We start from the raw sequence: 25,525 nt of genomic DNA on the forward strand, positions 1-25,525 counted from the left end.
ACAGGGCCGGCCAAGGGTGCAATGTAGTGAATGAATAACTAACAACACCTAAACAGTCAAAGCGATCGCCCCGATTTATCCGGTGGCTGGCTTGAACATGCACTGGATTTGCTGCGAAAATCCCCGTTCAGGCCTCAATTTCGAATGTCTTCCCGGCGTCGATACCATAGTCCTTGATCTTGCGGTAGAGCGTCGAGCGACCGATTCCGAGACGGCGCGCAACCTCGCTCATCTGTCCCGAATAGAACTGCAGCGCGAAGCGGATGACCTCTTCCTCGACCTCGTTGAGGGTGCGCAATTCACCGTCATCGCCGATCGCATTGATCATGCCGCGGGCAGCACTGCCCGTCTTTGCCGTTGCCCCGAGGTCGCCGAGCGACAGGCCGCTCACGACCCGTTGCTGGCTTTCGGCAAAACCACGCTGCAACGGGACGTCCGGCATGGAGAGTGACGGCGCGTCGGACACCGCGACCCGTTGGCCCGCGCCGGCCTCGCGCACATCGTAGCCCGGCAGCTGCGCGGCGATCTGAGGGAAGAGATCGGGCGTCAGCAGGCCATCGTCGCAAAGCACGACCGCGCGGAAGACAGCATTTTCGAGCTGCCTGACATTGCCCGGCCAGTCATAGGCCGTCAGCATCGCAAGCACTTCCGGGCTGATCGACACCGGCCCGCGAAGCCCGTGTTCGCGACCAAAGCGGTCGGCGAAGCTGCGCACCAGCATCGGAACATCTTCTTTGCGATTGCGCAGCGGCGGTACGGTGATCGGGAACACGTTCAGCCGGTAATAGAGGTCTTCACGGAAGCGGCCCGCCTTCACCTCTTCGATCAGGTTCTTGTTGGTCGCGGAGATCAGCCGCACATCGACCTTGGCGCTTTGGCGCGCGCCGACGGTTTCAATCTCGCCATCCTGCACCGCGCGCAGCAGCTTGACCTGGATATCGGGCGACAGATCGCCGATCTCATCCAGGAACAGCGTGCCGCCATTTGCTTCCATGAACTTGCCACGGTGCTTTTCGGTGGCACCGGTGAACGCACCACGCTCATGGCCGAAGAGGACGCTTTCCACCAGCTTGTCGGGGATGGCCCCGCAATTGACGGTGACGAAGGGCTTGTGGCGACGATCGCTGGCGCGCTGGATGGTGCGCGCGATCTTTTCCTTGCCGACACCCGATTCGCCTTCGATGACGACCGGGATCAAAGATGCCGCGGCGCGTTGCGCCAAATGCATGACCCGCTCCATGGCCGGGCTTGCCGAGACCATGCCCGTACCCGGATCCATTCGGAAGCCCGCATGGCGCTCTTCGCTTTGATCCACCTTCAACGCGTTTCGGATCGAAACCGCGAGACGCTCCGGCGCCACCGGTTTGACCACGAAATCGAAGGCCCCTGCCCGCATAGCCTCGACGACCGTTTCGATGCCGCCATGGCCGGTCTGCACGATCACCGGCACTTCGATGCCGGATTGCGTCATGCGCCGCATGACCTCCAACCCGTCCATCCGCGGCATTTTGAGGTCCAAGACGACAATGGCGATCGGATCACGCGTGGTTGTCAGGAACTCCAGCGCGATGTCGCCGTCCTCGGCCATGAAGGCGTTGCCGCCCATATGCTCGACGGCGGCCTTCAAAAGGCGCCGCTGGACGGGATCATCGTCGACGACGAGGACATTGGGGCTTGCTGTCTGGTCCATGTTCGCTAGGACTCTTCTCTTGAAGGATCGGACGCTCGACCGGAGAGTCCCACAGGAGCTTCAAGATCAGCTTGCCGGAAAGGCTCGCATTTTAACGGTCGCGTTTCAGAACGGCGCAAACGGCGTTCGACGGTGTCGGACCGTTTCATTGGAGGACATCTATCGATGACGAATGTCGTGGCGAAACAAGTGTCTATGGCGAGCGAAGCGGCAGCGGCGCGGCGTCCTGCTGCCGATCTCGGCGCATTGCCGACCTGGCAGCTTGCGGATCTTTATCCGAGCCCGGACAGTGAAGCGTTGAAAAGCGACGTGGCGCAAGGGCTTGCCGATGCACAGGCCTTCGCCGCGCGCTGGAAAGGCAAGCTCAGCGAGGCGGCTGGCAAAGACGGCGACGATGGTCTTGGTGCTGCGATCGCCGCCTATGAAGCGATTGAAGAGCGGCTGGGTCGCATCATTTCCTATGCGGGCCTTCTGTATTTCTCCGACACGAGCAACCCAGCAAACGCCAAGTTCTACGGCGACATGCAGGCAAAACTGACGGATGCCGGCTCGCATCTTCTGTTCTTCACGCTCGAATTGAACGCGATCGAGGATGCGCGGGTCGACGCAGCCATGGATCGGGACCAGCTGACGGGTCACTACCGTCCATGGATCGTCGATCTCAGGCAGGACAAGCCTTACCAGCTGGAAGAGCGGGTCGAGCAGCTGTTTCATGAGAAAAGCATGACGGCTTCCGGCGCCTGGAACCGTTTGTTCGACGAAACCATGTCGGCGCTGCGGTTTACGGTTGATGGCGAGGAGATGAGCCTCGAGCCGACGCTCAACCTTCTGCAGGACCATGATCGGGCGAAACGCGAAGCGGCGGCGAAGGCGCTTGCCGAGACGCTGGGGGCCAATCTCCGCACGTTTTCGCTGATCACCAATACGCTGGCGAAGGACAAGGAAATTTCCGATCGCTGGCGCGGGTTCAAGGACATCGCCGACCAGCGCCATCTCGCCAACCGTGTCGAGCGGGAAGTGGTGGACGCGCTCGTGGAAGCCGTCCGGCGCGCCTATCCACGGCTGTCGCACCGCTACTACGCCATGAAGGCAAAATGGCTCGGCATGGAACAGATGGAGTTCTGGGACCGCAACGCGCCGCTTCCGGATACGCCACAGACAGCAATCGGTTGGTCGGAAGCCCGCGATACCGTGCTTTCAGCCTATGCCGGCTTTGCGCCTGAGATGGCGGACATCGCCAAACGCTTCTTCGACGACAACTGGATCGATGCGGAAGTGCGGCCAGGCAAGGCGCCAGGGGCGTTTGCCCATCCGACAGTGCCATCCGCTCACCCCTACGTGCTCGTGAACTACATGGGCAAGCCGCGCGACGTGATGACGCTTGCCCACGAACTCGGCCACGGCGTGCACCAGGTGCTGGCCGGCCGGCAAGGCGCGCTCATGGCCTCGACGCCGCTGACACTTGCCGAGACAGCATCGGTCTTCGGCGAAATGCTTACCTTCCGGGCGCTTCTCGACAAGGTGAAGGACAAGCGCGAGCGCAAGGCGATGCTCGCCCAGAAGGTGGAGGACATGATCAATACGGTCGTGCGCCAGATTGCCTTCTATCAATTCGAGCGCAAGGTTCACGCGGCGCGCCGCGAGGGCGAACTGACGGCCGAGCAACTCGGCGAATTGTGGCTGTCGGTGCAAAGCGAAAGCCTTGGACCGGCGATCCGGATCTCTGAGGGATACGAGACCTACTGGGCCTATATTCCGCACTTCATCCATTCGCCCTTCTACGTATACGCCTATGCGTTCGGCGATTGCCTCGTGAACTCGCTCTATGCCGTCTACCAGAACGCGGAGACGGGCTTTCAGGAGAAATATTTCGAGATGCTGAAGGCCGGCGGCACGAAGCATCACTCCGAATTGCTCGCTCCCTTCGGCCTCGATGCATCCGACCCCGCCTTCTGGGACAAAGGCCTGTCGATGATCGAGAGCTTGATCGACGAGATCGAGGCATTGGAGAGGGACGAGCAAGCGCTTTGACGCCAGCCCTCATCGGTCTTACATTGTCATACAATGACGGACGGAGGATGTGATGTCGGATGACACTTCGATGCTCTCGATCAGGTTGCCAAATGATTTGCGAGACGAGATAGACCGCGTTGCACGACAACAGCACCGATCGCGCTCCTTCGTGGTGAAGGAAGCGATCAACGCCTATGTCGAGGAGCAGAGGGCCTATTACGCGGCCATCGACGAAGCTCTTGCCGAAGTCGATCAGGGCAAGGTGGTCGATGGTGGCTCCGTCGCCAGTTGGCTGCAAAGCTGGGGAAGCCAGGCGGAGAGCGCGACGCCCGAAAGCGAGCGGTCAGATCGAGACGTCTAGCCTGTGAAAATCGAGTTCACTCGGGCGGCCATCCGCGACCTCCAGTCGCTTCGCCAGCACATAGGTGGCAACGATCCGATGGCCGCGCGACGCGTTGGCGAGCGCATTCTGCAAGCAGTCGACATCGTCAGAAAGAATCCTGGGATCGGACGGCTGATCGATCGAGACAACGTGAGAGAATGGTCTATCCCGGGACTACCCTACGTGATCCCCTACCGCGCTTCGAAAGATCAACTCGAAATCCTGCGTGTCTTCCATGTCAGGCGCAGAAGACCGGACCATTGGCTGTGACCGGCCCCACTCCCGCTCACACCCCCTATGATGGTTCTGCCGAGCCCTTCACGATCGGCCTGCGTCAGCTCGATCCTGCTGACTGGATCGAAGTGGATGATCGGCTCGATGTGTATCTGGCGGAAAAGGATCGGCTCGAAGGCGAAGACCCGTCACGCGTGTTCGTGGAGACGCCGCAGTCCCGGCAGGCTCAACACGAAGTTCTGGCGATGCTGACGCAGCATCTGCCCGATTGCTTCCCGCACATCTATCGCATCGATGGCAATGGGATGCGCATCGGCGCGGATCGTGTCGTTGATGTCACCGACACATCCGTGCCGCCATTGAAGCGGGCCGCACGGCTGGTGCAGGAAGACCTCGTCATCATGCAAAAGGTCGATAACGCATGGCGGCTAACGGCCGCGTCGCTTTCCTTTCCTTCGTCCTGGTCGCTTACCGAGAAATTCAATCGCTCGATGGACGAGATCCATGCGCCGGTTCCGGGGTTTCAGGCGGGCACGCGCAATGCAGAACTGATTACTCGAATGTTCGACAATCTTCGGGTCGAGCGGCCGGTCTGGCGCCTCAACTGGTCGATCTATAGTGATGACCAACTGCATCATCCGCACGCGCAGCCCTATGACGGGGCGCCGTTTGCCGATCCTTTCGCGGCATTCGTTCGGGTGGAACGGCAGACGTTGCGCAAGCTGCCCGAAACCGGCGGCATCATCTTCACGATCCGCATCTTCGTGGATCCTCTCGAGGCATTGAAGCGGCACGGCGATGGGCCCCGTCTTGCTGCCGGGCTCCGGCGTCAACTTCAGGCGCTGCACGGGAGCGAGCTCGACTACAAGGGCCTGCGGCTGCGGCGCGATGAGCTTGTCAATGCGCTTCAGCAGCTGGAGACCGCCAAGGCGTAAACCGTCTCGCCCTTTATTGTGACGGGAAAACATGCTTTAGCGCGGTCCAACAGGAACAGACGGACACGAACACCGCGTCCCGCTATTGCGCTGAGGAGCAGCTCACCATGTCAGGCAAGGATTATCCCGTTTACGGCGAAATCACGGGACCGATCGTCATGCTCGGTTTCGGATCGATCGGGCGGGGCACGCTTCCTCTCATCGAGCGGCATTTCAAATACGACAAGGACCGCATCGTCGTCATCGATCCGCGCGACGACAATGCCGAAATTCTCAGCAAGCACGGCGTCAAGTTCATCCAGTCGGCCGTGACCAAGGAGAACTACCGCGAGCTCCTGTCGCCGCTGCTAACTGAAGGCGAAGGCCGTGGCTTCTGCGTCAATCTTTCGGTCGACACCTCCTCGCTGGACCTCATCAAGCTCTGCCGCGAGTTGGGCGTGCTTTACATCGACACCGTCGTCGAGCCCTGGCTCGGCTTCTATTTCGACAAGACCGCCGACAATTCCACACGCACGAACTACGCGCTTCGCGAAACCGTGCGCGAGGAAAAGCGCAAGAATCCAGGCGGCATCACCGCCGTTTCATGCTGTGGCGCGAACCCCGGCATGGTTTCGTGGTTCGTCAAGCAGGCCGTCGTCGATCTCGCCAAGGAACTGAATGTCGAGTTCGATGAGCCGGAAGCGGCCGACCAGCGCGGCTGGGCCAAGCTGATGAAGAAGGTCGGCGTCAAGGGCATCCACATCGCCGAGCGCGACACCCAGCGCACCAAGAACCCGAAGCCGATGAACGTCTTCTGGAACACCTGGTCGGCGGAAGGCTTCATTTCGGAAGGTCTGCAGCCGTCGGAACTTGGCTGGGGCACGCACGAAAAGTGGAAGCCGAAGAACGCCAAGAAACACAAGTCGGGCTGCAAGGCCGCGATTTACCTGGAACAGCCCGGCGCCAACACGCGCGTGCGCACATGGTGCCCGACGCCTGGCGCCCAGTACGGCTTCCTCGTCACGCACAATGAATCGATCTCGATCGCGGATTTCTTCACGCTGCGCGACAAGAAGGGCGAGGTTTCCTACCGCCCGACCTGCCACTACGCCTATCATCCGGCCAACGATGCCGTTCTTTCGCTGCATGAGATGTTTGGCAATGGCGGCACCCAGCAGCCGAAGCTGCACGTGCTTGATGAGGACGAACTGGTCGACGGCGTCGACGAACTCGGCGTGCTGCTCTACGGCCACGACAAGAACGCCTATTGGTTCGGCTCGCGCCTGTCGCTCGAAGAGACGCGCGAATTGGCGCCCTACCAGAACGCCACGGGCCTGCAGGTAACCTCCGCCGTGCTTGCGGGCATGGTCTGGGCACTGGAGAACCCGGAAGCGGGCATCGTCGAAGCCGACGAGATGGACTACAAGCGCTGCCTGGAAGTGCAGCTGCCCTATCTCGGACCGGTGGAAGGCCACTACACCGACTGGACGCCGCTCGAAGGCCGCCCGGGCCTCTTCCCGGAAGACCTCGACGAGAGCGATCCCTGGCAGTTCCGCAATATCCTCGTACGCTGATCGGGCGCAGCGGCGCGCACTTGCATAAGCCGATTGCGCGCTGCATCCTCGACAAGCTTCAGCACGGCAGCGACTGTGGCGTAAGCGCCACAGCGCCAAAGCCTTGCAGAGGTGCAGGAACCAACATGGCGCATGCGCATTCGCCACAGCGGGGGCTAACGACAAGCCCGCTATCAACGGGAGACACCAATTACATGAACCGCCTCGTCCGCATCTCATCCATCGCCGGCTTGGCTGCACTTCTGGCAGCGTGTCAGGCAGTCAATTACAGCCCGGCTCCCGTGCTGCGCGAGGCGCCGCAGCCGCGCGACCAGTTGCAGGGCACCTGGGTTGATCCGAACGGCATCGTTTCGAGCTTCAACAACGGCCGGTTCGAGACCCGCACGACGGACACCAACAGCCTGCTGGCCGATGGCAACTACCAGTTCCGCTCCGATCGCCTGGTCGAGATCCAGCTGACGTCGCGCGTTCGCGGCACGACGTCGACGGTCAACTGCGCGATCGTCAGCCCGACGCAGCTGAACTGCACCTCGGATGCCGGTGCACAATTCTCGCTCGCCCGTCAGGCCGTCGGCTGATCGAATTCTTTCCAGCCGGCGCCCCAGCGGCGCCGGTTAACGCTCTCTGAGGTTTCGCCGGGATTTTGGCCGGAACGCCTGTTCTTTGCGCTTGCGCTCCTATGGCCATGATGAAACCATTGGCCCGACGAGCTGTCATAAAAGCTATGCACCAAGCTGGCAGCAAGCAGCGGAATTCACAGGGAGCTTTCTTTCATGTCAAAATTCTTTCGCCGCGCGGCGATCTCGGTCTCTGCGCTCGCCCTCTCCGCGGGCGCGGCCCATGCCGATTTCACTCTCGACATCCTGCACATCAACGACCTGCACTCGCGCATCGAGGCGATCAATTCGTCGGACGCGACGTGTTCTGCCGAGCAGGCCGAGGCCAATGAATGTTTCGGTGGTGTCGCGCGGCTGAAGACGAAGATCGACGAGCGGCGCGACGCGCTGACCGGTGAAGGCGCCAATGTGCTCGTGCTGGACGCGGGTGACCAGTTCCAGGGCTCGCTGTTCTACACGACCTACAAGGGCGAAGCCGAAGCCGAATTCATGAACGCCATCGGCTTCGACGCAATGGCGATCGGCAACCACGAATTCGATGATGGCCCCGAAGCGCTAGACGCCTTTATCGGCCTCGTCGACGTACCGCTGCTTTCAGGCAACACCGTCGCTGCCGAAGGGTCTCTGCTGGCCGGCAAGTACGAGCCCTATCTGATCAAGGAACTTGGCGGCGAGCGCATCGGCATCGTTTCCGTCCTTGCCACCGACACGGACGAGACGTCTTCTCCTGGCGACGACATCTCGTTCGAAGACGAGATCGAGTACCTGACCGGTGCCGTTGCCGAGCTTGAAGCCGAAGGCATAAACAAGATCATCCTCCTGTCGCATGTCGGCTATGTGCGCGATCAGGAAATCGCCGCTGCCGTCGATGGCATCGATGTGATCGTCGGCGGTCACTCGCACACGCTTCTATCCAACACCGAGGAAGGTGCCGCCGGCGCCTACCCGACGATGGTCGCCAACCCGTCGGGCACAGACGTGCCGATCGTTCAAGCCTACGCCTACTCAAAGTATCTCGGCGAATTGCGCGTCGAATTCGATGACGAAGGCAATGTCACATCGGCATCCGGTGATCCGCATCTCCTCGATTCTTCCGTCGAACCCGACGCGGAAGTTGCCGCGCGCGTCGCCGAGCTTGCCGAGCCGATCCAGGACCTGATGCTGGAGCGCGTTTCCGAAGCGACGACCGCGATCGATGGGTCGCGCGAAACCTGCCGCGCAGGCGAGTGCGAGATGGGCAACCTCGTCACCGACGCGATGCTCTGGCAGACGGCCGATCAGGGCGTGCAGCTGGTCATCCAGAACGGCGGCGGTCTTCGTGCATCGATCGACGAAGGCGAGATCACGATGGGCGATGTGCTCGGCGTGCTGCCCTTCCAGAATACGCTGGCGACGTTCCAGCTTTCCGGTGCCGGCGTGGTCGCCGCGCTGGAAAACGGCCTCAGCCAGTATGAAGAACAGGCCGGCCGCTTCGCCCAGGTTGCCGGCATGCGCTACACTTTCGATGCCACGCAGCCAGCTGGAAGCCGCATCGTTTCGGTTGAAGTCGCCGACGGCAATGGCGGCTTCGCGCCGATCGACGAGGCAGCGACCTACCTTGTCGCGACCAACAACTACATGCGCGGCGGCGGCGACGGCTACGAGATGTTCGCGACCGAGGGCGAGAATGCCTATGACTACGGTCCGGGCCTCGAGCAGGTGGTCGCAGACTATTTGGCTGAGAACGAGCCCTACGAGCCCTTCCTCGAAGGCCGCATCATCGACGCCAATGCATCCGGCGAAGCTGCACCTGCAGAAGAGACGGCCGCTCCGGTGGAAGAGGAGGCAGTCGCTCCGGCTCCGGCCGAAGAGATGACCGCAGAGCCCGCCACGGAAGCCGAGGCTCCGACCGAAGAGCCTGCACCGGCAGCCGAAGAGGCAATGGAAGCCGAGACACCGGCGCCTGAAGCTCCTGAAGCTGCCGAGACGACTGCACCGGAAGCTCCGGCGACCGAGGCTCCGGCAGCGGAGGCACCGATGACCGAAGAGGCCGCGCCTTCCGAGACACCGGCTGACATACCGGCCGAAATGCCGGCCACGGAGGAAGATGCTGCAGAAACGGAGCCTGCTCCGGCTCCTGCCCCGGCGGCACCGGCAGAAGAGCCGGCTGAGCCTGCCGACACAGCCGAGGAAGCACCCGCTGCAACACCTGCGCCCATGGCACCGGAGGCAACCGAGGAAGCTGCTCCCGCCGCGGATGATGCCGGCGAGCGCACCCACACGGTCGCCCGTGGCGATACGTTCTGGGATATCGCCGAAGAGTATTACGGCGACGGCACGCTGTGGCAGGTGATCGCGGATGCGAACCCCTCGCAGGAAGCTCGGGATCTGGACATCGGCACCGAGCTGGTCATCCCGGCTCGGCCGTAAGCATCCGGCGCGATAGCCTTCCAAACATCAAAAGCCCGGATCCTCGTATCCGGGCTTTTGTTATGCAGTCGTTTCGTGCGACAAATTGGAATGATTGAAAATTGGCGCGTCGCCTTTATGTGAGAGGTCATTCCAGGTGGATGCCGAGACAAGGGTCGCCCCAACCATGAACCAGCACGTCAATCCCGTTTTCGAAGTCGCCGCGCCCAAGATGGCGCTGCCGACCGATCATCCGCCGGTCAAAATCGGTAAGGTCGGGGTGTTGCTTGTCAATCTCGGCACGCCTGATGCGACCGATCCCGTGTCCATGCGCCGTTACCTCAAAGAATTCCTGACTGACAAGCGCGTCATCGAATGGCCTAAGGCGCTCTGGTACCCGATCCTGTTCGGCATCGTCCTCAACACGCGGCCGAAGCGCGTCGGCAAAGCCTATGAAGAGATCTGGAACAAGGATCTCGACGAGAGCTATCTCAGGACCTACACGCGCAATCAGTCCGAAAGCCTGGCGCAGTCGCTTGCTATGCATCCGAACGTGCATGTCGATTGGGCCATGCGCTACGGCAAGCCTTCGATCGCTGAGCGCGTGGATGCATTGAAGGCGGAAGGCTGCGATCGCATCCTGGTCTTCCCGCTCTACCCGCAATATTCCGCGACGACGACGGCAACGGTGAACGACAAGGTGTTCGAGGCGTTACTCGCCATGCGCTGGCAGCCGGCGCTGCGCACCGTGCCGTCCTACCACGACGATCCGGTCTATATCGACGCCATCGCGACCTCGATCGAGAAGCATCTGGCGACGCTCGACTGGGAGCCGGAAGTGGTGCTTGCATCCTTCCACGGCATTCCGCAGTCCTATTTCAAGCGCGGCGATCCCTATCACTGCCAGTGCCTGAAGACCGGGCGGCTGGTTCGCGAGCGGCTCGGCTGGACGAAGGAGCGGTTCCGGCCGACCTTCCAGTCACGTTTCGGGCCGGAAGAGTGGCTGCAGCCCTATACGGACAAGACGGTCGAGCAGCTGGCCAAAGATGGCGTGAAGCGCATCGCCGTGCTCAACCCCGGCTTCGTTTCGGATTGCCTGGAAACGCTCGAGGAGATCGCGGGCGAGGCCCACGAGATCTTCGAGGAGCATGGCGGCGAGAAGTTCACGCACATCCCATGCCTCAACGATTCGGCGGATGGCATGCGGGTGCTCGAAAGCGTCGTCCGGCGCGAGCTCCAGGGTTGGATCTGATCGCAGACCAGGCTTCATCAGTACAGTTAATGAACCGGCGTTGGGCTCGACCCAGCGCCGGTTTTTTGTAGGTCAGGCCGCGCCGACGCGCAGCAGATCGTGGAAATGCACGATACCGACAGGGCGACGGTTTTCGTCCGTCACGAAGAGCGCACTGATGTTGTGATCTTCGAGCAGCGCGAGTGCGCTTCCCGCGAGCACCGAACCCGCGACCGTCTTCGGATTGACCGTCATCATTTCCTCGACGAGGAGGCCGCTCAGGTCGCGCGCTAGGTTTCGGGCAAGGTCGCCATCGGTGATGATGCCGACGAGCCCACCGCCCTCGCCCACGATGCCGACGCAGCCGAACCGCTTTTCGGAAAGTTTCGCGACTGCCTCCGGAACGCCGGTGCCGATCGGCACCAGCGGCAGACGATCGCCGCTGTGCATCAGGTCCGACACATGGGTCAGCATCGAGCCGAGCTTGCCGCCCGGGTGGAAAACCCGAAAATCGTTGGCCGTGAAGCCGCGCGTTTCCAGAAGCGCGATCGCGAGCGCATCACCCAGCGCAAGCTGCATGATCGTCGAGGTCGTCGGCGCCAGCCCGTGCGGGCAAGCCTCCTGCTCCTTCGGCATGATCAGCGCCACATCAGCTTCCTGGGCAAGCGTGGACTCCGCGCCCGACGTCAGGCCGATCAGCGGGATGCGGAAACGCTTAGCGTAAGCGATGATGCCGCGCAGTTCGGCGGTTTCGCCGGACCACGACATGGCGATGATCAGGTCGTCCTGCGCGATCATGCCGAGATCGCCGTGATTGGCCTCGACGGGATGCACGAAGAAAGCGGGCGTGCCCGTGGAGGCAAGCGTTGCCGCAAGCTTGGAGCCGATGTGTCCGCTCTTGCCAACGCCAGTCACGATCACGCGCCCGGTCGCTGCGCGCACAGACTCCACCGCTTCGCGGAACCGGTCGCCCAGGCCGTTCGCCAGTGCTGCCTGCAGTGCGGCCAAGCCGGCACGCTCGATCTCGAGAGTTCGTAGTGCCGAAGCGGTGATCTCGCTCGGCGCGTCCTGTGTATTCGTCATCGACATGGCGTTTCCGTTAGACCGTTTGGGCCCGGGTGTCCATGCGAAGACCTTCCAGGAGCGCCGCGCAAGAAAGCGTTAACCACGAGCGTTTACGATTTGGCAATCACAGTGGCGGTTCGCGATGCGCCGTCATCCATTCGATCCATGCAAGGCGGTTCATGCGGGCTTACCCGATCAGGGCGGAAAAACGCAGCGCACCGATCGGTCGCCGGTCGTCGCTGCTTGCCGCCCTTTTGCTCGGCACGATGCTCGCCGGGCCTGCCTGGGCCCAGGTATCGGACACACCCGATGCCGCCACTGCATTTGGAAGCCCACTCACCACCGAAGCCGCCGATGCGGTTACCGACGATCCGACCATCGAGGCGTTGATCGCGGAGGAATTGCGCCCATCGCAGCCGGCCGAGCCCGTTCGCATCGATGGACGGCAGAACCCGCGTGCCGAAACGGTGGGCGGCCAGCTGCGCCGCCGGGCTCCGGAGCCGGCGGAGGCCGATGGCATCCGGCTCGGGACATTCGTTCTGCGGCCTTCGCTTTCACAACGCATCGTCAGCGAACAGCAATCGAGCGGTGACGACCGCGTGTTCACCCAGACCGACGGCCGGTTCGACCTGCGCTCCGATTGGTCGCGGCATCAGTTCTCGGTCATCGGCGGCGGCGTCTTCCAGGAAAATCTCAGCGGTCGGGGCGCGACCGACCCCAGCGCGGAAATCGATGCGGTTCTGCGCCTCGATCTCGGTGGCCCGACGACGGCGACGCTGCGTGCGGGTTATGATTTCGAGCGTGAGGACGATACCGATCCGAACGCTTTGATCGGCGCCGACACGCAAGCTTCGATCCACGAGTTTTCCGCAGGCGCCGGCATTGCCCGAGAGTTCGGACTGATCCGAGGCTCGGTTGACGTGGACGCCGTGCGATCGCTTTACGGAAGCGCGCGGCTGGCCGACGGGTCGAATGTCGCGCTGGACGACCGCGACCAGACGAGCTTCTCGCTGCGCAGCCGGCTTGCCTATGCGGCCTCGGCGATCCTCTCGCCGTTCATCGAAAGCCAGGTCACACGCACGGAATTCGACGAGGAGATCGATCGTTCCGGTTTCGAGCGGTCCGCCACGACGTATGGCCTGCGCACCGGGCTCGAGATCGATCTCGGAGAGAAATGGTTCGGCGAGATCGCCGCCGGATATGCCATGCGCGATGTCGACGATGCGCGTCTGGCGTCCATCGACACCTTTACGCTCGACGGCTTGCTGAACTGGTCGCCTAAGCGCGGGACCGATGTGCAGTTCGGCGCGCTGACGGAGATCGAAAGCTCCACCACCGCCGATCTCTCAGGATCGGTCGCGCAACGCTTCTACATCAATCTGACGCATGTGGTGCGCGACAACTTGCTCGCGCGGCTTGGCGGTGGCCTCACCCTGCGAGACTATTACGGCTTCGATATCGCAGACCAGTACATCTACGATGCGTCGGCCGGCCTCGTCTGGTCGCTCAACCGACATCTGGATGTCGAGGCCGACATCGCCTACGAGCGGACGACGCAGAGCGGTACGGCCGACTACGACACGGTGACGATCGGAGCCGGCCTGACGCTGAGACGTTGACCAGGGCACTGATCAGCCGATCAATGCCCTGAGATCGTCTTCGATCAGGGCGCGAATGTCGTCACGTGCCAGCGCAAAGGCGAGGTTCGCCTTGATGAAACCGTCCTTGGAACCGCAATCGAAGGTGTTGCCACGGAAGCGATAGCCGGCAAATTCCTGGCTTTCGGCGAGACGCAGCATGCCGTCGGTCAGCTGGATCTCATTGCCGGCGCCACGCTCCTGCGTCTCCAGAATGTCGAAGATTTCCGGCTGCAGAATGTAGCGGCCGTTGATGAACCAGTTCGATGGCGCAGTGCCCTTAGCCGGCTTCTCGACCATTTCGGTGATCTTGAAGCCTTCGCCGACTTCGTCGCCCATGCCGACGATGCCGTATTTGTGCGCGAGATCGGGATGGCACTCCTCGACCGAAACAACGTTGCCGCCGGTCTGCGCGTAGAGATTCATCATGCCGCTCAGGCAGCCCCGGGCGTCCTGCATCAGCATATCGGGCAGGAGCAGCGCGAAGGGCTCGTCCCCGATAATGTCGCGTGCGCACCACACCGCGTGGCCGAGGCCTAGCGGTTCCTGCTGGCGGGTGAAGCTCATGGAGCCGGCCTTCGGCAGCATCGCCTTGATGTTGGCGAGCTCGGCCGTCTTGCCGCGCGCTTCGAGCGTCTCGTTCAACTCGAACTGAATGTCGAAATGATCTTCGATGACAGCCTTGTTGCGACCGGTGACGAACACAAAGTGCTCGATGCCGGCGGCAGCCGCTTCCTCGACGACATATTGCACGACGGGCTTATCGACGATGGTCAGCATTTCCTTGGGAACGGCCTTGGTGGCCGGCAGGAAACGTGTGCCGAGACCCGCAACGGGAAGCACGGCTTTTCTGACCTTTTTGACTGTCGACATGGACTTTCGTTCCCTCGCGATCGGTTGCCTAACAAATACCTTAGACCAAACGCCACAATGTTGCTTCGCGTCGCTTTCAGCGCGAGGCAGAAAATGACCGGTCAAGATTTCATGGTAAAGACTTTATTGACTTCATCGACGTAGCATTCGGCCTTCGGATGTAAACCGGCCGCAAACAATACGGTTCGCGGCCTTTGAAGACACGGATCAGGCGGTAACGGCCGAAAGGCCAGCGAGTTGCAGTCGACGGTTCAGGAGGACGAGATATGAAGCGAATTTTGAGACAGACGTCGGCCTGCCTGGCTCTGACGCTCGCCCTTGGAGTGATGAGCCCTGAAGTAGCCCGCGCCGATGCTGGCTTCCAGCAATGGATTCGCGATTTCGCGAGCGTGGCACAGCAGAACGGCGTCAGCCGCGCCACCTATGACCACGCGTTCGAAGGCGTGACGATTCCGGACCCGGAGGTTCTGCAGAAAGCGGCCTATCAGCCCGAGTTCCGCTCGGAAATCTGGGATTACCTCGATAGCCGCGTCAATCCCTTCACGGTGCGCAAAGGCCAGGAGATGGCCCAGCGCCACGCCCAGACGCTCGCCCGGATCGAGCAGCGTTTTGGCATCGACCGCTCGGTACTGCTGGCCATCTGGTCGATGGAATCGAACTATGGCGACGTTCTTGAGCGTCCCGAGCGACTGCATTATGTGCCGCAGGCTCTCGCCACGCTCGCCTACAAGGACAGCCGCCGCGCGAAATTCGGGCGCACCCAGCTGCTGGCCGCGCTGAAAATTCTCGAGACCGGCGATATCCGGCGTGAACAGCTGAGCGGTTCCTGGGCCGGCGCCATGGGACACACCCAGTTCATCCCGACGAGCTATCAGGCCTACGCGGTCGATTTCGACGGCAATGGGCGCCGCGATATCTGGACCTCCGTTCCGGACGCACTGGCAACGGCCGCGAACCTGTTGTCCTCCAATGGCTGGCAGACCGGCAAGACCTGGGGCTATGAGGCTGTCGCGCCTGGCAATGGCGGTTCTTACAACGGCCAGACGAAGACGCTTGCAGAATGGGAGCGGCTTGGCTTCCGGCGGCCCAACGGCCAGGGCTTTCCTCGCGGCGAAGACCGCGCGGAGCTGAAGATGCCAGCAGGCACCAACGGCCCGGCCTTCCTGATGGTGCGCAACTTCTTCATCATCAAGCGCTACAACAATTCCGACTCCTATGCGCTCGCCGTCGGGCTTCTTGCCGACCAGATCGCCGGCCATGGCGGCATGAGCCAGCGCTGGCCGCGTCCGGCCGGCACGCTGTCGATGGAGGAGAAGTTCGAGTTGCAGACGCGCCTGAAGTCGCTTGGCTATTATGGCGGCGAGATCGACGGCAATCTTGGCTCGGGATCGCAGGAAGCCATCCGGCAGTTCCAGTCCCGCGTGGGTCTCGATGCCGATGGCCAGCCGTCTTCGAACGTGCTGCAGCGGCTGCGGCAGTAGGAAGTCGATTGCAAGGCCGCAGCAGCCGGCCTAGGATTTATCCATCGACCGGGCGCCGATCACTCGGCGCCCGTTTGTCGTTGAAAATCGGCCAGGAGATCACGTGACGGGCAGATGGGACCGGATAGTTCAGGCCTTGCAAAAACCCTTGCGATCCATCGCGGGCCTGCTTCTGCTTGCCGCAGTCTCATCCGCACTTCTCATGGTGATGCCTGTTTCGAGTTTATCGGCGCAGGAGCGTTATGAGCGTCGGTCCGTGATCGACCTGATCTTCGGCCCCCGGCGCTCGCAGGAATTCCCGCCGCCACCGCCGCCGCGCGCGCAACCGGCGCCGCAACAGCAGCAGCCCGCCCGCCGACGCGCATCGCCGCAGGCGCCGAGTGGCGGTCAGGCCCGCCAGGCGGCCACGCCTGCCGCACCGATCGTCGAGAAGGCCGAGGACGCGCGGACAGTCCTCGTCATCGGCGACTTCATGGCGTCGGGTCTGGCGGAAGGCCTCCAGGAAGCTTTTGCAACCTCGGCCAATGTGGTCGTCGTCTCCAACACGAACGGCTCATCGGGTCTGGTGCGGGACGATTTTTACAGCTGGCCGGCCAATCTTCCGACGATTCTCGAGGACACCGAGCCGGCGGCGCTTGTCGTCATGCTGGGATCGAACGACCGGCAGCAGCTCCGTACGGCCAATGGCGCTGCCGATCTTTTGACAGATGCGTGGAAGCGGGAATATGCGGCGCGCGTCGATGCGCTCGCCGCCATTGCCGAAACCGCAGAAGTGCCGCTCATCTGGGTCGGCGCGCCGGCATTCCAGTCACCGCGCATGTCGGCCGATATTTTGGCGATCAACCAGATTTACCGCGACCAGATGGAAGCCGCAGAAGCCGATTTCGTCGATATCTGGGACGGCTTCGTCGACGAGGGCGGCGCTTTCATCACGACCGGTTCAGACATTCAGGGCCAGCAGGTGCGCCTGCGTGGATCCGACGGGATCAACATGACGGCCGCCGGCAAGCGCAAGCTGGCCTTCTATGCCGAGCGTCCCCTCCGCCGGCTGCTGGAGGGCACCGTCAGCGCCACAGTCGAGGACATCATCCGCGCCGACGATGCGCTGATCGGCGAAGTCGAGCGTCCGCGCATACCCGAACTCGTCACCCGCACCGCACCGATCAGCATCACCGATCCGGCGCTCGATGGTGCGACCACGCTTCTTGGCAATGGCGAGACCTACGCGGAACCGGAGTTGCGCAGCCCGCGCGACCGGCTGGTCGAGGAAGGCTTGGCGGCGGCACCACCGGCCGGCCGCGCCGACGATTTCCGCTGGCCGCGTCGCGCTGCCACGACTCCATCAGCAACGCCGTCGGTGCGAGGGGCGGATGCGCGCCCGACACCAGTCGACGCTGCCGGCCGAAGCGATGAGCGCGCCGCGGCAGCAAGCGATATCGGACCGGGCCGTTCCGAAACGATCACAGCCAACTGATCAAACGCAAAAAGCCGGCACTCCCTGGGGAGGCCGGCTTTCTTGTTGGTCGAATGCGCAGCCAAATCAGCGCGGAAGGATGGTCGCGCCCATCAAATCCAGATCGATCGCGCGTGCGGCCTGACGGCCTTCGCGGATCGCCCAGACGACCAGCGACTGGCCGCGGCGCACATCGCCCGCTGCCCAGACCTTGTCGACCGACGTGCGGTAGTCCTGATCGTTCGCCTCGACGAAGGTGGCGCCACGGCGGTCCTTGCCGATCTTGAGCTGACCCTCGAGTTCGCTGACAACGCTGTCCTCGAACGGACCGCGGAAACCGATCGCGATAAAAGCAAGATCGGCCTTGATGACGAATTCGGAACCGGCAATCGGATTGCGCTTTTCATCGACCTGGCAGCACTTCACGCCCGTGAGCTTGCCGTCCTCGCCGACGAACTCCAGCGTGCCGACCTGGAACTCCCGCTCGGCACCTTCAGCCTGGCTCGAAGATGTCCGCATCTTGGTGGCCCAGAACGGCCAGACGGCGAGCTTGTCCTCCTTTTCCGGCGGCCGTGGGCGGATGTCGAGCTGCGTGACGCGCACGGCACCCTGGCGGAAAGCGGTCCCGACGCAGTCCGACGCGGTATCGCCGCCGCCGACGACCACAACGTGCTTGGCGCCGGCGACGATCGGTTCGGACGGCCAGCCGATACTATCGATGTTGCGGCGCGCGACGCGCTTGTTCTGCTGCACGAGATAGGGCATCGCGTCATGGACGCCGTGCAGTTCGACGCCCGGGATGCCTGCGTCGCGCGAGGTCTCCGAACCGCCGGCGTAGAGCACTGCATCGTATTCCGCGCGCAGATCCTCGACCTTCTTGTCGACACCGACATTGACGCCGCAGAAGAAGGTGACACCCTCGCCCGACATCTGCTCGACACGACGGTCGATGAAGTGCTTCTCCATCTTGAAGTCCGGAATGCCGTAGCGCAGCAGCCCGCCTGGCTTGTCTTCGCGCTCATAGACGTGAACTTCATGGCCGGCGCGGCCCAGCTGCTGGGCGGCAGCAAGCCCGGCCGGGCCGGAACCGATCACCGCAACCTTCTTGCCGGTCTTGCGCGATGCGGGCTGCGGCACGATGAAGCCGCGCTCGTAGGCTTTGTCGGCAATCGCCTGTTCGATCGTCTTGATCGCGACAGGTGCATCTTCCAGGTTCAGCGTGCACGCTTCCTCGCAGGGCGCGGGGCAGATGCGGCCGGTGAATTCCGGGAAGTTGTTGGTCGAATGCAGGTTGCGGATCGCCTCGTCCCAGTTGTCGGAATAGACGAGGTCGTTCCAATCCGGGATCTGGTTGTGCACCGGGCATCCTGTCGGGCCATGGCAATAGGGAATGCCACAATCCATGCAGCGCGCAGCCTGCTTGGAAATCTCCGAATCCGACATCGGGATGACGAATTCCTTGAAGTGACGAATGCGGTCGGATGCCGGCTGATACTTCGCCACCTGCCGGTCGATCTCGAGAAAACCTGTTACCTTGCCCACGGCTTAAATCCTTGAATTCGATCGATGAGGGGAAGATGGGCGCGATCTGTCGCGCGCCCGATCCTCGCTCTTTGCTGTGCCTTATTCGGCAGCGACGCCCATTCGCATGCGCTCCATGTCTTCGAGCGCGCGACGGTACTCGACGGGCATGACCTTGCGGAATTTCGGCCGGAAGTCCGCCCAGTTGTCGAGGATCTCCTTGGCCCTCGTCGAACCGGTGTAGTGCATGTGGTTCGAGATGAGCTGCACCAGCCGCTCCTCATCGTGGCGGGTCATGTCGCCCGACACATCGACACGGCCCTTGTGGGCGATATCGCCGCCGTGGTGGTGCAGCTTCTCGAGGATGTCGTCTTCTTCCGGCACGGGCTCGAGCTCGACCATCGCCATGTTGCAGCGGGAGGCAAAGGTGTTGTCCTCGTCCAGAACATAGGCGACGCCGCCCGACATGCCGGCTGCGAAGTTGCGGCCGGTTTCGCCGATGACGACGACGATGCCGCCGGTCATGTACTCGCAGCCATGGTCGCCGACGCCTTCGACGACGGCTGCCGCACCAGAGTTGCGCACGGCAAAGCGCTCACCCGCGACACCGCGGAAATAGCACTCGCCCTCGATCGCGCCGTAAAGCACCGTATTGCCGACGATAATCGACTTTTCGGCCACGACGCGGGAGTTTTCAGGCGGACGGACGACGATGCGGCCACCCGACAGGCCCTTGCCGACATAGTCGTTGCCGTCGCCGACGAGATCGAACGAAATGCCATGGGCGAGGAACGCGCCGAAGGACTGGCCGGCGGTGCCGCGCAGCGTGACTGCGATCGTGTCGTCTGGCAGACCGCGGTGGCCGAAGCGCTTGGCGACTTCGCCGGCGAGCATGGCACCCACGGACCGGTCGACGTTGCGGATCGGCACCTCGAACTGAAGCGGCTTGCGGGTTTCAAGCGCAGGCATCGCCTGTTCGATCAGGTTGCGGTCGAGCACGTCGTCGATCGGATGGACCTGGCGTTCCGTCCAGCGGATCGCCGACTTCGGGGCATCGGGCTTGAAGAATACGCCGGTGAAGTCGAGACCCTTGGCCTTCCAATGGTCGATCAAATCGTCCTTGTAGAGCAGGTCAGACTGACCGACGATCTCGTCCAGCTTCCGCACGCCGAGAGAGGCGAGGATCTCGCGGATCTCCTCGGCGACGAAGAAGAAGTAGTTGATCACATGCTCGGGCGTGCCCTTGAAGCGCTTGCGCAGAACCGGATCCTGCGTCGCTACGCCGACGGGACAGGTGTTCAAGTGGCACTTGCGCATCATGATGCAGCCGGCGGCGATCAGCGGCGCGGTCGAGAAGCCGAACTCGTCGGCCCCGAGCATCGCCCCGATGACAACATCGCGGCCGGTCTTCAGGCCACCATCGACTTGCAGGGCGATGCGTGAGCGCAGGCCGTTCAGCACCAGCGTCTGGTGCGTTTCGGCAAGACCCATCTCCCACGGGCTGCCGGCATGTTTCAGCGACGTCAGCGGCGAAGCGCCGGTGCCACCATCGAAACCGGCGATGGTGATGTGGTCGGCGCGCGCCTTGGCCACACCTGCGGCAACCGTGCCCACACCAACTTCGGAGACGAGCTTGACGGAGATGTCCGCTTCCGGATTGACGTTCTTCAGGTCGAAGATCAGCTGTGCCAGATCCTCGATCGAATAGATGTCATGGTGCGGCGGCGGTGAGATGAGGCCGACGCCGGGCGTGGAATGCCTGGTCTTGGCGATCGTCGCATCGACCTTGTGGCCGGGCAGCTGACCGCCTTCACCGGGCTTGGCGCCCTGTGCGACCTTGATCTGGATCATGTCGGCATTGACGAGATATTCCGTCGTCACACCGAAGCGGCCGGATGCGACCTGCTTGATGGCCGACCGCTCGGGATTGGCCTTGCCACCGGGAAGCGGAAGATAGCGATCGGCTTCCTCGCCGCCCTCGCCGGTGTTGGACTTGCCGCCGATTTGGTTCATGGCGCGCGCCAGCGTCGTGTGCGCCTCGCGGCTGATCGAGCCGAAGGACATGGCGCCCGTGGAGAAGCGCTTGACCAAGTCCTGTGCGGGCTCGACTTCCTCGATCGGCACGGGCGTGCGACCCGCCTGCTCGGCAGTCTTGATCGCGAACAGTCCGCGGATCGTGTTCATCCGCGATTCCCGCTCGTTCACCATCTTGGCGAAAGCGCGGTACTGATCCTGGGCATTGCCGCGCACGGAATGCTGAAGCGTGGCCACCGCATCGGGTGTCCAGGCGTGGCCTTCGCCGCGCAGGCGGTACATGTATTCGCCGCCGATCTCGAGCGAATGGGCGAGGACCGGATCGGCGCCGAATGCCGCATCGTGGCGGCGGGTCGTCTCTTCGGCGACTTCCGCCAGGCCGACGCCTTCGATCGTCGTGGCGGTGCCAGTGAAGTAATCCTTCACGAACCCGCTGGACAGGCCGACCGCATCGAAGATCTGCGCGCCACAATAGGACTGGTAGGTCGAGATGCCCATCTTGGACATGACCTTGAGGATGCCCTTGCCGATCGCCTTGATGTAGCGCGAGACGACTTCGTGGCTTTCCACTTCCGGCGGGAACTCGCCCCGCTTGTGCATGTCCAGCAGCGTATCGAAGGCGAGATAGGGGTTGATCGCTTCCGCGCCGTAGCCCGCGAGGCACGCGAAGTGATGCACTTCCCGCGGCTCGCCGGATTCCACAACGAGGCCGACGGAGGTGCGCAGGCCCTTGCGGATCAGGTGATGGTGCACGGCTGCCGTCGCCAAAAGCGCCGGGATAGCGATGCGGTCCGGACCGAGCTGACGGTCCGAAAGAACGATGATGTTGTAGCCGCCATTGACGGCCGTTTCGGCACGCTCGCAGAGACGATCGAGCGCCGCCTTCATGCCCTCGGCGCGCTCATCCACCGGGAAGGTGAGATCGAGCGTCTTGGTGTCGAACAAATCTTCCGAATGGCCGATGGAGCGGATCTTTTCGAGATCGCCATTGGTCAGGATCGGCTGACGCACTTCAAGACGCTTCTTCTTCGAGGCGCCCTTGTGGTCGAGAATGTTCGGCCGCGGACCGATGAAGGATACGAGGCTCATGACGAGTTCTTCGCGGATCGGGTCGATCGGCGGGTTCGTGACCTGCGCGAAGTTCTGCTTGAAATAGGTGTAGAGCAGCTTCGACTTATCCGACATCGCCGAGATCGGCGTGTCCGTTCCCATCGAGCCGATGGCTTCCTGGCCGGTCGTTGCCATGGGAGACAGAAGGATTTTCGTGTCTTCCTGCGTGTAGCCGAACGCCTGCTGGCGATCGAGCAGCGACACGTCGCGGCGCAGCGCGCGCGGTTCGACCGGCTTAAGCTCTTCCAGGATGAGCTGGGTGCGCTTCAGCCAGTCCTTGTAGGGATGCATCGTCGCGATTTCCGACTTGATCTCGTCGTCGGAAACAATGCGACCCTTTTCCATGTCGATCAAAAGCATGCGGCCCGGCTGGAGGCGCCACTTCTTCACGATCTTCTCTTCCGGCACAGTGATGACACCGGCTTCCGAGGCCATGATGATGCGGTCGTCGTCCGTCACGATGTAGCGTGCCGGACGAAGGCCGTTGCGGTCGAGCGTCGCGCCGATCTGCACGCCATCGGTGAAGGCGACGGCGGCCGGGCCATCCCACGGCTCCATCAGGGCTGCGTGATATTCGTAGAACGCCTTCCGCTCGGCGGTCATGAGCTGGTTGCCGGCCCAGGCTTCCGGAATGAGCATCATCACGGCATGGGCGAGCGAATAGCCACCCTGGACCAGGAACTCGAGCGCGTTGTCGAAGCAGGCGGTGTCCGACTGGCCTTCATAGGAAATCGGCCACAGCTTCTCGATGTCCTTGCCGAAGAGCGGCGAGGAGACCGAAGCCTGGCGGGCGGCCATCCAGTTGACGTTGCCGCGCAGCGTGTTGATCTCGCCGTTATGCGCGACCATGCGATAGGGGTGCGCAAGCTTCCAGGACGGGAATGTGTTGGTCGAGAAGCGCTGGTGCACGAGGGCGACCGCCGAGGTGAAGCGCTCGTCGGCCAGATCCTTGTAATAGGCCTTCACCTGGAAGGCGAGAAACATGCCCTTGTAAACGATGGTCCGCGACGACAGCGACACGAAATAGAAGCCGTTGTCGACGCCGTTCGTCTCCGCGTAGATGCGGTTGGAAATGACCTTGCGCAGAATGAAGAGACGGCGCTCGAATTCCTGCACGGACACGAGTTCTGGATTGCGGCCGATGAACACCTGGCGGTGACACGGTTCGGTCGCGGCAATGTCCGGCGCCTTGGACAGCGACGAGTTGTCGACCGGCACGTCTCGGAAACCGAGCAGAACCTGGCCCTCGGCCTCCACGACATCGGCGATGATCGCCTCGATATGCGCGCGCAGCGCCTCGTCCTGCGGCATGAAGACGTAGCCAACCGCGTAATTGCCTACTTCCGGAAGGGTCACGCCCTGCGCGGCCATGTCTTCACGGAAAAGCGCATCCGGGATCTGTACGAGCAGGCCGGCACCGTCACCCATCAGCGGATCGGCGCCCACGGCGCCGCGGTGCGTCAGGTTCTCGAGCATGGCGAGGCCGTCGGACACGATCTGGTGCGACTTTTCGCCCTTCATGTGGGCGATGAAGCCAACGCCGCAGGCATCATGCTCGTTGCGCGGATTGTAAAGCCCCTGCGCGGCCGGCAGTCGTCGTGGCGCAACCGGTTTGTCTTTGGCACGCGAAGACGTCTCGGTTGCAGCCGTCTGAACGGCGCTCGTCGGGATCATGTCTTCAGATGGCGAAAACGTCGTCATCGTGCCTTCCTCCTGCCGCAGCTGCGGCGTTCCTTGCATTGCCATTCAGCCCGGCAACGTGTCTCGGGCCGTCAATCGAGCGGGCGTTTTCGCTTTATCGAAAATGCCGTCTTCATTCAGTTCAATTCGTCTGACTGGGCGCCCGCCTGGCCGTGCGTCGGTTCACCCCCGCGCCGGCCGCATGGCACCGCCATCCCGGCCATTATAGTGCTGTCGCGCGGCCATGACAGGCCTCGGTTCGAGCAGGTAAGGCCGCGCCGAAAATAGGACAGCAAACCTGTCCTATCGCAGCGGTGTATGCCAGAAAGCTCCGGGCGGCGCAAGTTGCGCAACGGGAAATAATGACGCATGGCGACAATTCCTTGCCAGTCCGCCGACTTGCGTGAAACTTTATGTCGCACAGGCATGTCTCGCGGACAGAAAGCGCTTTTGCGTGCCTCCGTGTTGCCGCACTCGCCATCTCACCTTAAGGCTGCTCGCCAAGATGATCGTCACTGTCCGCAAAGGTAGCTCAGCCCATGATTTTCAGTTCCGACAACTGGGCGGGTGTCCACCCGCGCATCGCTGAAGCTTTGCACCGCAACTCCGACGGCTTTGCCGCATCCTACGGGGCAAGCGACCTCGACAAGGAGATCGAGGCGAAGTTCAACGAGGTGTTCGAGCGTGAGGTGGCGGTGTTCTTCGTCGGCACGGGCACAGCGGCCAATTCGCTGGCGCTGGCGAGCGTCAACCGGCCAGGCGGCGTCTCCTTCTGCCACCGCGAGGCGCATGTGATCGAGGATGAATGTGGGGCGCCGGAATTCTTCACCCATGGCGCGCGACTGGTGCCGGTCGACGGCGGGAACGGCAAGATCGACCCGGACGAGCTGCGCTCCGAGTTGAAGCGCTTCCCACCCGGCTTCGTCCATGCCGGCCAGCCCATGGCGATCTCGATCACCCAGGCGACCGAGATCGGGACGGTCTATGCGCCCGAGGAAATCGATGCGATCGCTGAGATCGCGAAGGCGCACGCCCTGCCCCTCCACATGGATGGCGCCCGGTTTGCCAATGCGCTGGTCGAACTCGACGTCACGCCGGCGGAAATGACCTGGAAGCGCGGCGTCGACGTCCTCTCCTTCGGCGCGACGAAGAACGGTTGCTGGTGCGCAGAAGCGCTCGTTTTCATGGATCCCGAAAAGGCGCGCGACCTGCCCTTTATCCGCAAGCGCGCAGCGCAGCTCTTTTCCAAGAGCCGCTTTATCGCGGCGCAGTTCCACGGCTATTTCGAGGACGATCTCTGGCTCGATCTCGCGCGGCATTCGAATGCCATGGCCGCCCGCCTGCAGGACGGGCTGAAATCATCGAACCGCGCGCGTGCGGGCTGGACGTCGCAGACGAACGAGGTCTTCGCCATCGTTCGCAAGGCGGATGCCGAGGCCGCACGCGCAAAAGGCGCCGCGTTTTACGATTGGACGCCACCGCGCGCGTTGAACGGCATGATCGCGGAGGACGAGGTATTGACCCGCCTCGTCACCAGCTTCGCGACCCGCGATGAAGACGTGGACGGTTTCCTCGAACTCGTCGCCTGATCTTCTCTGGCTGTTTGCGATCTGGCTGTTTGCGATCTG

Annotated in this window: 17 protein-coding genes; 12 read left to right on the forward strand and 5 right to left on the reverse strand. The window is 62.6% G+C overall.

Features of this window, described 5'->3' with window-relative positions:
* Positions 1 to 127: 127 nt before the first annotated feature.
* Positions 128 to 1,690, reverse strand: a complete 1,563-nt coding sequence (locus D5400_RS19395; RefSeq protein ID WP_126011853.1) for a sigma-54-dependent transcriptional regulator — start codon at positions 1,688 to 1,690, stop codon at positions 128 to 130.
* Between the two features lie 195 nt (positions 1,691 to 1,885).
* On the opposite strand from D5400_RS19395, the gene D5400_RS19400 reads away from it, so the two are divergent.
* From D5400_RS19400 to hemH, 8 genes are all read left to right on the forward strand, one after another.
* Complete coding sequence (locus D5400_RS19400; RefSeq protein WP_245451582.1) at positions 1,886 to 3,721, forward strand: M3 family oligoendopeptidase; 1,836 nt, start codon at positions 1,886 to 1,888, stop codon at positions 3,719 to 3,721.
* 52 nt (positions 3,722 to 3,773) lie between these two features.
* On the forward strand, positions 3,774 to 4,064 hold the full coding sequence (locus tag D5400_RS19405) for a CopG family ribbon-helix-helix protein (RefSeq protein WP_126011857.1): 291 nt from the start codon (positions 3,774 to 3,776) through the stop codon (positions 4,062 to 4,064).
* A 3-nt stretch (positions 4,065 to 4,067) separates the two neighbouring features.
* A complete protein-coding gene (locus tag D5400_RS21910) occupies positions 4,068 to 4,355 on the forward strand; it encodes a type II toxin-antitoxin system RelE/ParE family toxin (protein ID WP_126011859.1) in 288 nt (95 codons plus the stop codon).
* Entirely contained in the window at positions 4,244 to 5,254 is a 1,011-nt protein-coding gene (locus tag D5400_RS19415) for a heme-dependent oxidative N-demethylase family protein (protein ID WP_126011861.1), read from the forward strand. Before D5400_RS21910 ends, D5400_RS19415 begins: the two co-directional genes overlap by 112 nt.
* A 107-nt stretch (positions 5,255 to 5,361) precedes the next feature.
* Positions 5,362 to 6,807, forward strand: coding sequence for a homospermidine synthase (locus tag D5400_RS19420; RefSeq protein WP_126011863.1), 1,446 nt, complete (start codon positions 5,362 to 5,364; stop codon positions 6,805 to 6,807).
* A 194-nt stretch (positions 6,808 to 7,001) separates the two neighbouring features.
* Positions 7,002 to 7,385 (forward strand): outer membrane lipoprotein Omp10, encoded by a 384-nt coding sequence (gene omp10 / locus D5400_RS19425; RefSeq protein WP_126011865.1) that lies wholly within the window; start codon positions 7,002 to 7,004, stop codon positions 7,383 to 7,385.
* A 195-nt stretch (positions 7,386 to 7,580) separates the two neighbouring features.
* Positions 7,581 to 9,833 carry a 5'-nucleotidase C-terminal domain-containing protein gene (locus D5400_RS19430; protein WP_126011867.1) on the forward strand — a complete coding sequence of 751 codons (2,253 nt, stop codon included), beginning with the start codon at positions 7,581 to 7,583 and terminating at the stop codon, positions 9,831 to 9,833.
* Positions 9,834 to 10,044: 211 nt separating this feature from the next.
* Positions 10,045 to 11,064 (forward strand): ferrochelatase, encoded by a 1,020-nt coding sequence (hemH, locus tag D5400_RS19435; protein WP_126013618.1) that lies wholly within the window; start codon positions 10,045 to 10,047, stop codon positions 11,062 to 11,064.
* Positions 11,065 to 11,136: 72 nt separating this feature from the next.
* Here the strand turns inward: hemH and D5400_RS19440 are convergent, their stop codons facing one another.
* On the reverse strand, positions 11,137 to 12,132 hold the full coding sequence (locus D5400_RS19440; protein ID WP_126011869.1) for a KpsF/GutQ family sugar-phosphate isomerase: 996 nt from the start codon (positions 12,130 to 12,132) through the stop codon (positions 11,137 to 11,139).
* A 155-nt stretch (positions 12,133 to 12,287) separates the two neighbouring features.
* Here D5400_RS19440 and D5400_RS19445 point away from each other — a divergent pair, with 155 nt between their 5' ends.
* Positions 12,288 to 13,727: an outer membrane beta-barrel protein gene (locus D5400_RS19445; RefSeq protein ID WP_164527964.1), complete on the forward strand. Its 1,440-nt coding sequence runs from the start codon at positions 12,288 to 12,290 to the stop codon at positions 13,725 to 13,727.
* 12 nt (positions 13,728 to 13,739) lie between these two features.
* Here D5400_RS19445 and galU read toward each other — a convergent pair whose 3' ends face one another.
* Complete coding sequence (galU, locus tag D5400_RS19450; RefSeq protein WP_126011873.1) at positions 13,740 to 14,618, reverse strand: UTP--glucose-1-phosphate uridylyltransferase GalU; 879 nt, start codon at positions 14,616 to 14,618, stop codon at positions 13,740 to 13,742.
* 266 nt (positions 14,619 to 14,884) lie between these two features.
* On the opposite strand from galU, the gene D5400_RS19455 reads away from it, so the two are divergent.
* Positions 14,885 to 16,099, forward strand: a complete 1,215-nt coding sequence (locus tag D5400_RS19455) for a lytic murein transglycosylase (RefSeq protein WP_126011875.1) — start codon at positions 14,885 to 14,887, stop codon at positions 16,097 to 16,099.
* A gap of 136 nt (positions 16,100 to 16,235) precedes the next feature.
* Positions 16,236 to 17,573, forward strand: coding sequence for an SGNH/GDSL hydrolase family protein (locus D5400_RS19460; protein ID WP_245451368.1), 1,338 nt, complete (start codon positions 16,236 to 16,238; stop codon positions 17,571 to 17,573).
* A 66-nt stretch (positions 17,574 to 17,639) separates the two neighbouring features.
* Here the strand turns inward: D5400_RS19460 and D5400_RS19465 are convergent, their stop codons facing one another.
* Both D5400_RS19465 and gltB read right to left on the reverse strand, forming a co-directional pair.
* Positions 17,640 to 19,094, reverse strand: coding sequence for a glutamate synthase subunit beta (locus D5400_RS19465; RefSeq protein ID WP_126011877.1), 1,455 nt, complete (start codon positions 19,092 to 19,094; stop codon positions 17,640 to 17,642).
* Between the two features lie 81 nt (positions 19,095 to 19,175).
* Positions 19,176 to 23,918 carry a glutamate synthase large subunit gene (gene gltB / locus D5400_RS19470; protein WP_126011879.1) on the reverse strand — a complete coding sequence of 1,581 codons (4,743 nt, stop codon included), beginning with the start codon at positions 23,916 to 23,918 and terminating at the stop codon, positions 19,176 to 19,178.
* A gap of 518 nt (positions 23,919 to 24,436) precedes the next feature.
* Here gltB and D5400_RS19475 point away from each other — a divergent pair.
* Positions 24,437 to 25,486 carry a threonine aldolase family protein gene (locus D5400_RS19475; RefSeq protein WP_126011881.1) on the forward strand — a complete coding sequence of 350 codons (1,050 nt, stop codon included), beginning with the start codon at positions 24,437 to 24,439 and terminating at the stop codon, positions 25,484 to 25,486.
* The last annotated feature ends 39 nt before the right edge of the window (positions 25,487 to 25,525 follow it).

The organism is Georhizobium profundi (assembly GCF_003952725.1).
Lineage (GTDB): Bacteria > Pseudomonadota > Alphaproteobacteria > Rhizobiales > Rhizobiaceae > Georhizobium > Georhizobium profundi.